Source organism: Janthinobacterium fluminis, from assembly GCF_028595325.1.
GTDB lineage: Bacteria > Pseudomonadota > Gammaproteobacteria > Burkholderiales > Burkholderiaceae_D > Janthinobacterium > Janthinobacterium fluminis.
In genome coordinates, this window is the sequence record NZ_JAQQXR010000002.1 from 188099 (window position 1) to 203286 (window position 15188).

At 65.6% G+C, this 15188-nt stretch carries 9 protein-coding genes; 7 read left to right on the forward strand and 2 right to left on the reverse strand.

Annotated elements, in window-relative coordinates; all coding sequences use genetic code 11:
• Nucleotides 1-8 precede the first annotated feature (8 nt).
• The gene (gene aroG / locus OIK44_RS06655) at nt 9-1070 is read left to right on the forward strand and encodes a 3-deoxy-7-phosphoheptulonate synthase AroG (RefSeq protein ID WP_273669948.1); all 1062 of its coding nucleotides are present in this window, start codon (nt 9-11) and stop codon (nt 1068-1070) included.
• A 2-nt stretch (nt 1071-1072) separates the two neighbouring features.
• Here aroG and OIK44_RS06660 read toward each other — a convergent pair whose 3' ends face one another.
• Nucleotides 1073-3721, reverse strand: a complete 2649-nt coding sequence (locus OIK44_RS06660) for a TonB-dependent receptor (protein WP_273669949.1) — start codon at nt 3719-3721, stop codon at nt 1073-1075.
• A gap of 283 nt (nt 3722-4004) precedes the next feature.
• Nucleotides 4005-6788 carry a TonB-dependent receptor gene (locus OIK44_RS06665; protein WP_273669950.1) on the reverse strand — a complete coding sequence of 928 codons (2784 nt, stop codon included), beginning with the start codon at nt 6786-6788 and terminating at the stop codon, nt 4005-4007.
• A 562-nt stretch (nt 6789-7350) separates the two neighbouring features.
• Here OIK44_RS06665 and OIK44_RS06670 point away from each other — a divergent pair.
• The 6 genes from OIK44_RS06670 (at nt 7351) to OIK44_RS06695 (ending at nt 15153) form a co-directional block, all read left to right on the forward strand.
• The gene (locus OIK44_RS06670) at nt 7351-9147 is read left to right on the forward strand and encodes an ABC transporter substrate-binding protein (protein WP_273669951.1); all 1797 of its coding nucleotides are present in this window, start codon (nt 7351-7353) and stop codon (nt 9145-9147) included.
• 29 nt (nt 9148-9176) lie between these two features.
• The gene (locus OIK44_RS06675; protein WP_273669952.1) at nt 9177-10115 is read left to right on the forward strand and encodes an ABC transporter permease; all 939 of its coding nucleotides are present in this window, start codon (nt 9177-9179) and stop codon (nt 10113-10115) included.
• A gap of 8 nt (nt 10116-10123) precedes the next feature.
• Nucleotides 10124-11230 (forward strand): ABC transporter permease, encoded by a 1107-nt coding sequence (locus OIK44_RS06680; protein ID WP_273669953.1) that lies wholly within the window; start codon nt 10124-10126, stop codon nt 11228-11230.
• Between the two features lie 8 nt (nt 11231-11238).
• Nucleotides 11239-12939, forward strand: a complete 1701-nt coding sequence (locus OIK44_RS06685; RefSeq protein WP_273669954.1) for an ABC transporter ATP-binding protein — start codon at nt 11239-11241, stop codon at nt 12937-12939.
• A gap of 53 nt (nt 12940-12992) precedes the next feature.
• Entirely contained in the window at nt 12993-13913 is a 921-nt protein-coding gene (locus OIK44_RS06690; RefSeq protein ID WP_273669955.1) for a VTT domain-containing protein, read from the forward strand.
• Between the two features lie 214 nt (nt 13914-14127).
• The gene (locus tag OIK44_RS06695; protein ID WP_273669956.1) at nt 14128-15153 is read left to right on the forward strand and encodes a glucokinase; all 1026 of its coding nucleotides are present in this window, start codon (nt 14128-14130) and stop codon (nt 15151-15153) included.
• Nucleotides 15154-15188 lie beyond the last annotated feature (35 nt).

Genomic DNA, 15188 nt, shown 5'->3' on the forward strand with positions numbered 1-15188 from the left:
AGAACACCATGCCACGCACCGACGACCTGCGCATCCGCGAAATGAAGGAATTAACGCCGCCGTCGCACCTGATCCGCGAATTCGCCTGCTCCGAGGTGGCCGGCCAGACGGCGGCCGACGCGCGCATCGCGCTGCACCGCATCCTGCACGGCCAGGACGACCGCCTGATGGTCGTCATCGGCCCGTGCTCGATCCACGACACCAAGGCGGCCATGGAATACGCCCGCCTGCTGGTCAAGGAGCGCGCCCGCTTCGCCGGCGAGCTGGAGATCGTCATGCGCGTGTACTTCGAAAAGCCGCGCACGACGGTGGGCTGGAAGGGTTTGATCAACGACCCCTACATGGACAACAGCTTCCGCATCAACGACGGCCTGCGCATGGCGCGCGAGCTGCTGCGCGACATCAACGAGCTGGGCCTGCCGGCCGGCACGGAATTCCTCGACGTCATCAGTCCGCAATACATCGCCGACCTGGTCAGCTGGGGCGCCATCGGCGCCCGCACCACCGAGTCGCAGGTGCACCGCGAGCTGGCCTCGGGCCTGTCCTGCCCGGTCGGCTTCAAGAACGGCACGGACGGCAACGTCAAGATCGCCGTCGAGGCGATCAAGGCGGCGTCGCAGCCCCACCATTTCCTCTCCGTCACGAAGGGCGGCCACTCGGCCATTGTCTCGACCAACGGCAACGAGGATTGCCACATCATCCTGCGCGGCGGCAAGGCGCCGAACTATGACGCGGCCAGCGTCGACGAGGCGTGCAAGGCCATCGGCGCCCAGGGCCTGGCGGCGCGGCTGATGATCGACGCCTCGCACGCGAACAGCTCGAAGAAGCCGGAAAACCAGGTGCCCGTGTGCGCCGACATCGCCGCCCAGGTGGCCGGCGGCGACGCCCGCATCGTCGGCGTGATGGTCGAGTCGAACCTGGTGGCGGGCCGCCAGGACCTGGTGGCGGGCCGCGAGCTGGTGTACGGCCAGTCCGTCACGGACGGCTGCATCGACTGGCAGCACAGCGTCGCCGTGCTGGAGGGGCTGGCGGCCGCCGTGCGCCAGCGCCGCCTGTGCGAAGACGCCTGAGCTTAGAAGGTGTAACTGCCGCGCACGTAGAAGGCCCGCCCGATCGGGTCCGTGTAGCGCGGATCGTAACCCTTCTGGAACATCGTGCCCTGGTTGCTGAACGGCGGCTGCTTGTCGAGCAGGTTTTTCACGCCGGCCGTCAGCAGCAGGCCCGGCACGCCGGCGTAGCTGCCGGAGACGTTGAACAGGCTGTATGACGGCACATGGCCCTTGAAGGCGGGCGCGACGAGGTTCTGGTCCGTGTAGCCGGACGTGAAGGACTGGGCCAGCGTCGCGCCCCAGTCGCCCATGCGCCAGTTCAGCGCCAGGTTGTGCTTCCAGCGGAACACGGGGCCGTTGTCGGCGTAGCGGCCGACGTTCTGGATGAACTCGCCGTTGCGCTCGTTCTGGTACTCATACTTGTGCACATAGGTGCCGTCCAGCGACAGCGTGATGTTGCCATAGTCCTTGGCCGGCAGGCGCAGGTTCACGCTCAGGTCCAGGCCGTCCGTCTTGACCTCGCCCAGGTTGTCGTTGAAATCCTGGATCGCGTAAGGCGTGCCGTCGGCGTTGCGCAGGAACAGGGCCTTGTATTTTTCGTAGTTGCCGAACACGGATTGTTCCGGCAGCGCGGAAATCTTGTCCTTGAGTTTGATGTTCCAGTAATCGAGGGCCACGGTCAATTCCTTGACCGGCTCGACGACGATGCCGAAGGCGAAGGTGGTGGATTTTTCCGGTTTCAAGTCGAGCTTGCCGCCCTGCAGCTTGTACTGCTGCTGGTCGCAGTCGCGCGAGGGGTTGGCGGCCGGAATCGGCTTGCCGCCCGGGCAGAACACCGGGTCGTCATAGGTGTTGCTGGTGTCGTTCTTCGACGGCGGCGCGTTTTTCTCGAACAGCGTCGGGGCGCGGAAACCGGTGCTGGCCGAGCCGCGCAGCAGCACCTGCTTGCTGGGTTGGTAGCGCAGGCCCACTTTCGGGTTGGTGGTGCTGCCGACGTCGCTGTAATTGTCGTAGCGCACGGCCAGCTGCACGTCCAGGTCCTTGATCAGCGGCAGGCTCAATTCGCCGAACACGGCCTTGATATTGCGCGAGCCGTTTTTCGACAGCGAGCCGGACAGCCCGGAACTGGCGGCCTGGCCGGCGATGTCGCGGTTGACGTAGAAGTCGGCTTTTTCGCGGCGCCATTCGGCGCCCACGGCGATGGCCATCGGCCCGCCCGCCATCGGCATCAGTTCGCGGCTGGCCTTGGCGTCGATGCCGTTCGTGGTCACGCTCGCGTGCTGCACTTCGCCGCGCAGGGCCGTGCCGGCCATGTAGGCCAGGCCGGCCGGGGTTTGCGGGGCGAAGGGATTGAGCACGCCGTTGAGGACGCCGGCCGCGAAGGACGCGTCTTGCACATAGCCGCCCGTGAAGACTTCGGACGATTTGCTGATCGCGTGGCTCAAGCCGGTCTTGTAATCCCAGCCGCTCCATTCCCCCTCCAGCGCCGCCACCAGGCGGTCGGCGCTGCCCTTCGAGTCGATCTGCCGCTGGCCCGCCTCGATGGGGCGCCAGCTGACCTCCAGCGGCCCGCCGGACAGGCCGGGCTGGGCCGGCACGCCGCCGGCGTTGCCGGGATAGTAGGGGCTGCTGATCGGCAAAATCAGGTTTTGCTGCGGCGGCGGCGCCGTGCGCGTCTTCACCTTGTTTTCCGAGTGCAGGTATTCCAGCGTGGCCAAGTGGGAGCCGGCCACCTTCAGCACGCCCTTGCCGAAAAAGGCGATCTGCCGCTGTTCCGGCAAGATGTCGATCTGCCGCGTGTAGTCCTGGCGGCAGGTGCCGGTGCCGTTGGTGCTGGGGATGGACAGGGGCGGCAGGCAGCCGCTGGCGAAGCCGGGGTTGCCCGAAGCCTTGGAGAGGGGATCGTGGTAATTGCCGGGGAAGGTGATGCCGCTGGTCGTGCTGGAGCCGCGCTCGAGCGCCACGCCGGTCTTCGCGAAGTCGCGGTCCTGCGACGTCAGCACGCCCTGCTTGTGGATGTCGACGACGCCGAAGACGTTGAAGCCGTCCTGGTCGAGCTTGCCGTAGCCGCCCGACAGGTTCAGGCGCTGCTCGGCGGCGCCCTTGTGCTGCGGGGCGATGATTTCGGCGGTGATGTTGGTGCTGTTGATGGCGCGCTTGGTGATGAAGTTGATCACGCCGCCGATGGCGTCCGTGCCGTAGATGGCGGAGGCGCCGTCGCGCAGCACCTCGACCCGGTCCAGCGCCGACAGGGGGATGATGTTCAGGTCGACGCTGGCGCCGTCGTAGGGGTGGTTGGCGATGCGCCTGCCGTTGAGCAGCACCAGGGTCTTGTCGCCGCCCAGGCCGCGCAAGTCGGCGCTGGACTGGCCGCCCGTGGGCAGGCCGCTGGAGCTGCCGCCGACGGCGTTGCCGCTGCTCACGCTGGTCTGGTTCGCCGGGATCTTGCTCAGCACTTCCTGGGCCGTCGTCAAACCCTGCTTGGCGAATTCCTCGGCCTTGAAGACCGTCAGCGGATTGGCCGTTTCCGACACCAGGCGCTTGATCGACGAACCCGTCACTTCGACTCTTTGCATGGGCGCGTCCTGCGCCAGCGCGGCTTGGGCGGCGAGGCCGATGCCGGCGGCGCACAGGGTGCGGATGGAACGCGACAACAGTGTTTCTCTGAACATGCGGAACTCCCTAAAAAAGCGTGGTTGGCGATGACGGGGGGATGGCTGCGGGGCGGCTGCCCCGGCAGGAGAAAAATTGTTAAAAAACTTAGCATTATTGGCAAGTAAATGTAACGAGGACTTGCGCCTGGTGTCAATCAGTACCAATTAATTGTGCATTTAAACAACGTGCCGCCGGCGTTTGTTTGGCGCCGCGCAAAAAAAGGCGGTGATCGCTCACCGCCCTTGCCGGCCGGCGCGGCGCTTCGGCGGGGCGCTTCGGCGGGGCGCTCCGGCGCGGCGCTTAGTTAAACCTGTAGCTGGCGCCGACCTTGAAGTAGCGGCCGATGGCGCCGCTGGCGTCCATCGGGTTGTAGCTCATGCCGCCGTAGGTCAGCGGGTCCAGCGGCGCGATCTTGTCGGTGACGTTGGCCACCGAGGCGAACAGTTGCAGCGCCTTGCTGTAGTTCCAGCGCGCCGACAAGTCCAGCGTCGTGAACGAGGCTATGCTGCAACCGTTGGGCGCGTCGCTGCCGTTGGCCAGCACCGTGGCGCATTTGGCGCCCTCGAACTTGATGTTCTTCATGTCCGAGCGGTAGTTCAGCGTGGCCGTGACGTTCCAGTCCGCCTTGTCCCAGGAGGTGACGAGGTTGATCTTGTCCTTCGGCGTGCCGGCGCAGTTCGAGGTGTCGCAATTGCCGTGGGTGCCGGCGAACTGGTAGCGCACCGTGTCGGACTCGGCCCGCAACCAGGAGGCGATGTGGGTCCAGGTCAGGCCGATGGTGGCGCGGCCGTATTCGCCCAGGCGCAGGCGCTGCTTGACGTCCAGGTCGATGCCCTTGATCTCCGTGAAGCTGGAGTTGCGGTAGGGCGCCTTGGCCAGCAGCAGCGTGCCGGTGTTGGGCGTGACGACGCCGTTGATGGTCAGGTTGTTGTCGGCGCGGATGGCGTTGGGCAGCGCGGCCGCCTCGTTGTAGGGCAGCGGGTTGATTTCATTGCTGCGCTTGATTTTCCACGCGTCCAGCGACACGCTGGTGTCGTCGAACGGGTCCCACACGAGGCCCAGCGTGTAACCCTTCGACGTCTCCGGCTTCAAGTCCGGATTGCCCAGCTTGACGGCGTTGATGGTGATGTTGCAATCCGTCGAGGTGGCGCCCGGCAACGGCGTCTTGCCGTCCGGGCAGCGCACCGGGTCGACCGTGGGCGCCGCGCCCGTGCTCTGGCTTGCCGTGCCCGACTCGGCCGGGCCGGGGGCGCGGAAGCCTTTCGAGTAGGTGCCGCGCAAGGCGAAGTTCTTCAGCGGCGTCCACTTGGCGCCCAGCTTGGGCGTGGTCGAGTTGAAGTTCTGGTATTTATCGTAGCGCAGCGCGGCCGACAGTTCGACCGTTTTCACGAGCGGCGCCAGCACTTCGGCGTAGACGGCCGACACCTTGCTGTCGCCCTTGGCGGCGACGTAATTCGAGTTCACCGAGCCGTCGCTGGTGCCGTCGAGCGAAGGGTTGTCGAGCTTTTCGCGGCGGTGTTCGGCGCCGACGGCCAGGCCCATCGTGCCGCCGGGCAGGGCGAACAGTTCGCGCGAAGCCTTGATGTCGATGATGTCGAGTTTGGTCTTCGAATCGGAGCGCAGGCTGCGCGCCATCGCCGCGTACAGGGAGGCCGGGTTCTTGCCCGCCTCGGCGCCGATGTAGTAGGGGAAGTACTTGCTGGTCGGGTCGCCCAGCGCCGCCTTGACGACGTTCAGGTTCAGCATATTGCTGTAGTCCAGGTGCAGCTTCGATTCCGAGTGCACATAGGCGCTGTCGTAGTCCCAGCCGGCGAAGCTGCCCCTGGCGCCGATGACGAAACGGTTGAACTCGTTGTTCGCCTTGCGCGTGCTGGCGCCGACGTCGAAGGCGCTGTAGCGCACGCGCACCGGCACGCCATACGGGTTTTGCGGGTGGTTGGCGGCCAGCAGGATGGCGGTGCCGGCGCCGGAGCCGTAGTTGATGACGCCGGCCGGATTGGCGGCGCTGGACGGGAAGGCCACGGTCGGGGTGATCGACGGCGGCACCAGGGTGAACGCGGTGTCGCGCTTCGAGTAGCCCAGCTCGGCGTACAACTGGGTGTCGGCGTTCAGCTGCAGGGTGCCGCGCGTGTAGAGATTGATCGATTCGATTTTCGGCTGCATGGCGCGGAACTGGTCCTGGTGCCAGACGCAGCCGCCCTTCGGGTCGGGCGGCGCGGACGTCGACAGCGCGGCGCAGCCGGGCAGGGAGACATAGTCGAGCGTGGTCGGGTTGCGGATCGAGCCGGCCGGGCTGGCCGTGGCGTCGTTATTGCCATTGATGTAGCCGAGGCCGAACTGGGTGCCGATCGGGTAGCCGTAGGCGCGCAGATCGCCCTTGCCTATCCAGGCGCGGCCGGCGCGGTCCTTGTTGAACAACATGTCCGACTTGGCGTACTCGGCGTTGAAGACGACGTTGAACTTGTCGCTGTCGAGATTGCCCTTGCCGAAGCTGAACGATACCTTGTGCTGCTTGGCGTCGCCCTCGCCGGACAGGCCGGTGTCGGCCTTGAGCAGCATGCCCTCGAAGTCCTTGCGCAAGATGATGTTGACGACGCCGGCGATGGCGTCGGCGCCGTAGGTGGAGGAGGCGCCGTCCTTGAGGATCTCGATGCGTTCGACGATCTGCATCGGCACCGTGCTCATGTCGGTGAAGCTCTTCTGGCCGTCGTCGGCGCGGGCGAACGGCGCCATGCGCCTGCCGTTGAGCAGCACCAGGGTCGAGGTGGCGCCCAGGCCGCGCAGCGAGATCGCCGTCGAGCCGGCGGCGAAGCCGTTGCCGAAGCCGGTGGGCAGCGAGCCGGCGCCGTCGACGGTCAGGGTTTGCAGGTATTCGGCGACGCTGGCCTTGCCCGATTTGAGCAGGTCATCGCGGCCGATGACCTGGACCGGCGAGGCCGTCTCGGCGCTGGCGCGCTTGATGCTCGAACCGGTGATTTCGACGCGCTGGATGGGCGCGTCCTGGGCCAGCGCCGGCAGGGTCAGCAGGGCGGCGGCGCCGCCCGCGCAGAATAGGCGCACGGAACGGGCGATAACTGTTTCCATCATCATTGCTATTACTCCAAGAAAATAGTTGCATGTAAACGGGAAGACCGGACATCAAAACCATACTGGGAAATAGTTGCTGTACAGATAGTTATATTGAAAAGTCTATGTTGACAAATTTCAATTCTTCGATCAAACCATTGCCCGCCGGCCCCTGTCAACGCGCGCGCGCGCGCCGTTCAACATAGAAACAACAGTCATATTGTTTATTTTTTACCGTTAATGAATGGCTATCTTGCCGATGCTGTTTTGCAGCAAGCACATTTAGTTGAGGTTTCATGTATCGGGCCGGGCGCGGCCGCGGCGGGGCCGGCGGGCGGCGCCGCCGCGGCCCCGTTTGATATTGCGCCGCAGCAAATGGCGGCGCGGCCCGGCGCGAAAATATTTATGTCCGCCCGCTTTCGCCCAGGGGCCGAAATATGCGTTATCGTTACGCCTTTTTTGGCCGTGGCGCAAAGCGCGCCGCCGCGGCGGACAGGGCAGGCCGGCTCCCCCATCCGGGGAGCGGCGAAGGCGGCGCGCCGACACGGCGCGCCCACAACACGATAGGGAAGGGTTGCAGATGAGATCAAATTGGGTCCAGCGCTTGGCGCTGGCGGCGACGCTGGGCGGCCTCGGGCCGCTGGCGCTGGCCGCGCCGAACGAGCCGAGCCAGCCAGTGAAGGTATTGCGCTATATCCTGCCGGCGGCGGAGACGGGTTTCGACCCGGCCACCGCGCGCGACCTGTATTCCAACCACATCACGCAAGCCATTTTCGAGCCGCTGTTCACCTACGACTACCTGGCGCGCCCGGCCACGCTGGTGCCGCACGCGGCGGCGGCCCTGCCCGAGGTGTCGGCGGACGGCAAGACGTACACGATACGCTTGAAAAAAGGCATAGTCTTCACGCCCGATCCCGCCTTCAAGGGCAAGCGGCGCGAGCTGACGATGGCCGACTTCGTGTACTCGTGGAAGCGGCTGTTCGACCCGAAGCTGGCCTCGCCGCACGCCTGGTTGTTGGAGAACAAGGTGATCGGCCTGGACCAACTGGCCAAGGACGCCAAAAAGAGCGGCAAGTTCGACTATGACAAGGCGATCCCCGGCTTCGAGCTGCTCGACCCCTACACGCTGCGCATCCACCTGACCCAGACCGACTTCAACCTCGGCATGATCCTGGCCTACGAGCCGGCGGCGGCGCTGGCGCGCGAAGTGGTGCAGATGTACGGCGACGTCAAGGGCGAGGTCGCCTCCAACCCCGTCGGCACCGGCGTCTACAAGCTGGGCCAGTGGGTGCGCGGCAACCGCATCGTGCTGGAGGAAAACACCGACCACTTGCCGGAGATCTGGGACTTCAAGGCCGGCGACGACCCGGACGACGTCCGCATCGTCGCGCAAATGAAGGGCAAGAAGATGCCGCAGATCGGCCGCATCGAAATCAGCGTGCTGATCGAGGACCAGTCGCGCTGGCTGTCCTTCCAGAGCGGCGGCACCGACCTGTTCTGGCTGGACGGGCCGCTGGCGCCGAAGGCCATGCTCGACGGCAAACTGCGGCCGGAGCTGGCGGCCCGCGGCGTGCAGCTGTCGCGCCTGATCGACCCGGAAATCACTTACTACTACTGGAATATGCAAGACCCGGTGCTGGGCGGCTTCTCGAAGGAAAAGATCGCGCTGCGCCGCGCCATCGCCATGGCCCACAACATCGACGAGGAAATCCGCGTCGTCTGGAACGGCCAGGCGCAAAAGATGGAATACCCGATACCGCCGGGCGTGGTCGGCCACGACCCGCACTACCGCAGCCTGCTGCAATACGATCCCGTGCTGGCCAACAAGCTGCTCGACAAGTTCGGCTACAAGAAGGGCCCGGACGGCTGGCGCACCCTGCCCGACGGCAAGCCGCTGGTGCTGCAGTATGCGTCGCGCAACGAGGCCAGCGGCGTGCTGCAGGCGGAAATGTGGCGCAAGACCTATAACTCGATCGGCATCCAGATGCGCAACGACAGGATGATCTTCGCCGACATCATGAAGGCGGAAAAGCTCTGCAAGCTGCAAAGCCGCAGCGCGCCGTGGCTGGCCGACTACCCGGACGGCGACAACTTCATGCAGTTGTTCTACGGCCCGAACACCAACCAGAACAATAATGGCTGCTACCAGGACCCGGAATACGACAAGCTGTACGCGGCCAGCCAAAAGATGCCGGCCGGCCCGGAGCGCGACGTGCTGTTCCACAAGATGGCGCGCCACCTGGAAGTGAACGCCGGCGCCCTGATGGGTTACGCCCGCTACCGCAATATGCTGGCCCAGCCCAGCGTGCTGGGCTACAAAAAACACCCCATCCTGCACCAGGAATGGCAATACATCGACATCGACAAGTCGAAATAAGCCGCGCTTATATTCGCTAAGGAAAAATCATGCTTGCTTATATACTGCGCCGCCTGTGGCAAATGCTGCCGACCATGCTGGGCGTCGTGCTGCTGGTGTTCGTCCTGTTCAACTGGGTGGGCGGCGACCCCGCCTACATCCTGGCGGGCAAGATGTCGAATGCCGAGAGCATCGCCAACATCCGCGCCCAACTGGGCGTCGACCAGCCCTACTACGTGCAATTGTGGATCTTCGTTAAGCAGATCGTCACCTTCGACTTCGGCCAGAGCTGGGCCACCGGCGAAACCGTCTCGCACATCATCGGCAGCCGCCTGGGGCCGTCGCTGACGGTGCTGGTGCCGCTGACGATACTGGAAACCTTCTTCGGCATCGCGCTGGCGCTGGCCATCGCCTTCGTGCGCGGCTCCCTGACGGACCGCGCCGTGATGGTCGCCTGCACCGTCGGCATGTCGATTTCCATCCTCGTCTACATCATCGTCTTCCAGTACGGCTTCGCCTACAAGCTGGGCCTGTTCCCCGTGCAGGGCTGGGGCGAAAGCTTCGCGGAAAACCTGCTGCGCTACGCCACGCTGCCTATCCTGATCGGCCTGGCCGTCTCGATCGCCCCGACGCTGCGGCTGTTCCGCACCTTCGTCCTCGACGAGGTCAACCAGGACTATGTGCGCACGGCGCGCGCCAAGGGCCTGGCCGAGCGCCGCGTCATGTGGGTGCATGTGCTGCGCAACGCCGCCATCCCCATCATCACGCACGTGATGTCGAACCTGCCGGCCCTGCTGATCGGCGCCTTCCTGCTGGAGCGCTTCTTCGGCATCCCCGGCATCGGCCGCGAGGTGATCCTGGCCGTCGAGCGCAGCGACTTCCCGGTGATCAAGGCGATCACCGTCTACGTCGCCGCCGCGACCATGGTCTTCAACCTGCTCACCGACCTGATGTACCAGGCCGTTGACCCACGCGTACAACTGAAGTAAGGATAGCGATGTCGAATACTCACTCTTCGCCGGGCCTGTGGGCCCTGGCGTGGCGCCGTTTGCGCGCCGACCGGCTGGCCATGCTGGCGCTGGGCGTCGTCGGCGCCTTCCTGCTGATGCTGGTGCTGTCGTCCACGGGCCTGATCGTGGCCGACTGGGAGGACGAGGTCGGCGTCAGCTACGCGCCGCCGACCTTCACGGGCGCCGGCGAGGCGGCCGTGCGCGCCAGCGGCGCCAAGGCCGGCCCGCAGCCGGCCACCGAAGTCAATGTGCTGGACCCGCTGGCCGAGGACATCCGCCAGTTGCGCGCCGAGCTGGGCGCCAACCCGGACGTGGCGCTGGACATGTACGGCGTGGCCGACCCGCTGGCCGCCGACGTGGCGCAACTGCGCGCCGGCCTGGCCGGGACGCGCCAGGCCGGCCTGGCGGAGAAGCGCGCCACCCTGCCATTCGGCGCCGACAAATGGGGCCACGACGTGCTGAAGAAAACCGTGAAGGGCGCGGAAACCTCGATCGTCGTCGGCCTCGTCGCGGCCCTGCTGGCGGTGCTGCTGGGCACCCTGTTCGGCGCCTTCGCCGGCTATTACGGCGGCCGCATCGACGACTTCTTCACCTGGTTCTACAGCATCTTCACGGCCATCCCCTCGATCCTGATGATCTTGACGGTGGCCGCCGTGCTGCAGCAAAAAGGCTTGCTGACCATCGTGCTGATCCTCGGCTTGACGGGCTGGACCGGACCCTACCGCCTCATGCGCGCCGAATACATCAAGCACAAGGCGCGCGAATACGTGATGGCGGCCGACGCCATCGGCGCCTCGCACTGGCGCAAGATGTTCTCGCACATCTTCCCCAACGTCAGCCACGTCGCGCTGGTGCAGATGTCCATCCTCGTCGTCGGCTTCATCAAGGCCGAGGTGATCCTCAGCTTCCTCGGCTTCGGCGTGCCGGTCGGCATGGTGTCCTGGGGCAGCATCCTGAACGAGGCGCAAAACGAGTTAATTCTGGGCAAATGGTGGCAATTGACGGCCGCCGCCGTGGCGATGGCGGTGCTGGTGACGGCGTTCTCGCTGTTTACCGACGCCCTGCGCGACGCGCTCGACCCCAAAGTGAAATAGGAGCGGCCATGACACCCGACAGCCACAACAACCTGCTACAGGTGCGCAATCTGCGTGTGACCTTCCGCACCGACAAGAAGAACACCTTCGAAGCCGTCAAGGCGATTTCCTTCAACGTGCCGCGCAACGCCACCGTGGCCCTGGTGGGCGAATCGGGCAGCGGCAAATCCGTCAGCTCGCTGGCCGTGATGGGCCTGTTGCCGGCGGAAACCACCATCATCGACCCGGACAGCCGCATCCTCTTCGACGGGCGCGACCTGCTGCGCATGTCGGACGCCGAGCGGCGCGACATGTGCGGCAAGGACATCTCGATGATCTTCCAGGAGCCGATGTCCTCGCTCAACCCGGTCTTCACGGTCGGCTTCCAGATCGCCGAAGTGCTGCGCCAGCACATGGGCATGAACGGCAAGCAGGCGCGCGCGCGCACGCTGGCGCTGCTGCAGGAAGTCGGCATCCCCGACCCGGCCAGCAAGATCGACGCCTACCCGAGCCAGATGTCGGGCGGCCAGCAACAGCGCGTCATGATCGCCATGGCGATCGCCTGCGAACCGAAGCTGCTGATCGCCGACGAGCCGACGACGGCGCTGGACGTGACGATCCAGAAGCAGATCATGGAACTGATCGCCGCGCTGCAAAAGAAACACCAGATGTCGGTGCTGTTCATCACCCACGACCTGGGGCTGGTGGGCGAGATCGCCGACCACGTCATCGTCATGCGCCACGGCGACGTGCGCGAGACGGGCGCCACGCGCCAGGTCTTCACGGCGCCGCAGGACGCCTACACCAAGGCGCTGCTGCACTGCCGGCCCTCGCTCGACGAGCGGCCGTGGCGCCTGCCCGTCATCGACGACTACATCAGCGGCGCGGCCGCGCCGGGCGCCGCCGTGCGCCAGCGCAGCCGCGGCTACGTGGCCGGCGAGGAGAACGTGCTGGTCGTCGACAAGCTGAGCAAAAGTTTCTTCCTGCGCGAGGGCCTGTTCGGCAAGCGCGAATTCCACGCCGTCAAGGACGTGTCGTTCACCCTGCCGCGCGGCAAGACGCTGGGCGTCGTCGGCGAATCCGGCTCGGGCAAGACGACGGTCGGCCTGACCCTGCTGCGCCTGCACCAGGCCAGCGGCGGCACGGCGCTGTTCGAGGGCAAGGACCTGATCGCCATGCCGGACAAGGAATACCTGCCGTACAAGCGGCGCATCCAGATCATCTTCCAGAACCCGTATGCCTCGCTGAACCCGCGCTTCACCGTCGGCCAGATCCTGCTCGAACCGATGCGCATCCACAAAATCGGCGCCACCGACAAGGAACGCATCGACAAGGCCTACTGGCTGCTGGAAAAAGTCGGCCTGCCGGCGCAAGCCTTCCACCGCTACCCGCACGAATTCTCCGGCGGCCAGCGGCAGCGCATCGCCATCGCCCGCTGCCTGACTATGCAGCCGGAAATCCTCGTCTGCGACGAATCCGTGTCGGCGCTGGACGTGTCGGTGCAAGCCCAGGTGCTGAACCTGCTGCAAGACTTGCAGGACGAATTCGGCATGAGCTACATCTTCATCTCGCACGACCTGTCGGTGGTCAAATACATGGCCGACCAGGTGATGGTGATGCACAAGGGGCAGGTGGTGGAGATGGCCAACTCGGACGAGCTGTACCGCAACCCGAGGCATCCGTACACGCAAACCCTGCTCAGCGCCATCCCGCGCGGCGTGCCGGCGTAACACGGCGCGGCCGGCGCGCCCATCGCGCCGGCATTTTCAGCTACCATGACGGCATGTCCCACCTCATCCAACTCCTGCAGGAATATGGCGTCCTGATCGTCTTCGCCGTCGTGCTGGTCGAACAGATCGGCTTGCCGATTCCCGCCTTTCCCATCCTCATCGTCGCCGGCGCGCTGGCCGTCGACGGCAACGGCAGCTGGCCGGCGGCGCTGGCGGTCAGCATGCTGGCCTGCCTGATCAGCGACTACTTTTGGTTCCGCGCCGGGCGCCACTACGGCAAGCGCATCCTCAAACTGCTGTGCCGCATCTCGCTGTCGCCCGACTACTGCGTCAGCCAGACCGAAGACAACTTCAAGCGCTGGGGGCCGAAAGCGCTGATCGTCGCCAAATTCATCCCCGGCTTCAACACCATCGCGCCGCCGCTGGCCGGCGCGATGGGCACCGGCAACCCGACCTTCCTCGGCTTCAGCGTGCTGGGCGGACTGCTGTGGAGCGGCAGCGGCATCGCCATCGGCGCCTACTTCCACACCAGCGTAGACCAGGTGCTCGACATCCTCGGCGCGATGGGGGCGACGGCGCTGACCGTGCTGGCCGGCCTGCTGCTGCTCTTCATCTGCTTCAAATACGTCGAACGCAAGCGCTTCCAGCAAAAAACGCGGGTCGAGCGCATCAGCATCGACGAACTGCGCCGGCTGATCGACGCCGGCGCGGCGCCCGTGCTGGTGGACGCCCGCAGCGCCACGGCGCAAATGCTGGAGCCGGCCGCGCCCGGCGCCATGCTGTTCAACGGCGGCGCGGCCATCGACGCCATCGGCGCGCTGGCCAAAGACCGCCACATCGTCGTCTACTGCAGCTGCCCGAACGACGTGACGGCCGCCCAGGTCGCGCAACAACTGCAGGCGCGCGGCTACCACCGCGCCAAACCGCTGCATGGCGGGCTGGACGCGTGGAACGCCGCCTACCGGCCGCAGTAGCACAGCCGGGGACAGACCACGATTTCCAGGGCAAGTATTGCCCTGGAAATCGTGGTCTGCCCCCAGCTTTTGGTAGTTTTACTACCCACATTTATGCGTAGTATTGTGGCGTTTTGCGTATTTTCCGCCATGAAATGTACTAAAACTACAAACTCAGCTTGCGCCGCGACCGACTAATCCTTTAAGCTTGGGCTCCCACTTCTTAATTCAGATCATGAGCGCTCAGTCCATTTCCGCCTTGCTTGCCTCGTCCTCCGCTTTCGCCGACGGCCCGCGTTTGCTGGCGGATGTGGGCGGCACGAATGCGCGTTTCGCGCTGCAGACGGCGCCCGGCAGCATCGCCCTGGTCGAGGTCTTGCCGTGCGCCGACTATCCCAGCCTGACGGCGGCGCTGCGGGCGTATCTGGCCTCGCCGGCCGTCGCCGCCGCCGGCGGCCAGGCCGTGCGCCACGCGGCGGTGGCCATCGCCAATCCGGTCGACGGCGACTTTTTGCAGATGACCAATCACCACTGGTCGTTTTCCATCGAGGCCATGCGCGTCGAGTGCGGTTTCGCCACCTTGGTCGTGGTCAACGATTTCACGGCGCTGGCGCGCTCGCTGCCGCATCTGGCGGCGGCCGACAAGCGCCAGGTCGGCGCCGGCCTGGCCCGCGACAACGCGGCGCTGGGGCTGATCGGCGCCGGCACCGGCCTGGGCGTGTCCGGCCTGATTCCCGCCCACGGCCACTGGACGGCGCTGCAAAGCGAGGGCGGCCATGTCAGTTTTTCACCCGTCAACGCCACTGAAATCGCCATCCTGCAATTCGCCTGGCGCGAGTTCGAGCATGTGTCGGCCGAGCGTCTCTTGTCCGGCGTCGGCCTGGAGTTGATTTACCGCGCCCTGGCCGAGCGCGCCGGCGTCGCCGCCGAGGCCATCGGCGCGGCCGAGATCACGCGCCGCGCGCTGGCCGGCGAGTCGCCCCTGTGCGACGAGGTCATCGAGGCGTTTTGCGGCATGCTCGGCACCATCGCCGGCAACGTCGCCGTCACGCTGGGCGCGCTGGGCGGCATTTATATAGGCGGCGGCATCGTGCCGCGCCTGGGCGCGCGCTTCGAGCGCTCGGCTTTCCGCGCCCGTTTCGAGCAAAAAGGCCGTTTCGCCAAGTATCTTTCGCAAGTGCCAACTTTTGTTATCACCGCGCAATATCCCGCCTTTCTTGGTGCATCTGCAATCTTGTCGGAAAAATTGGCCGACGCCTGAGGCCGGGCGGGTGGCGGCGTTTACCCGTTTTTGCG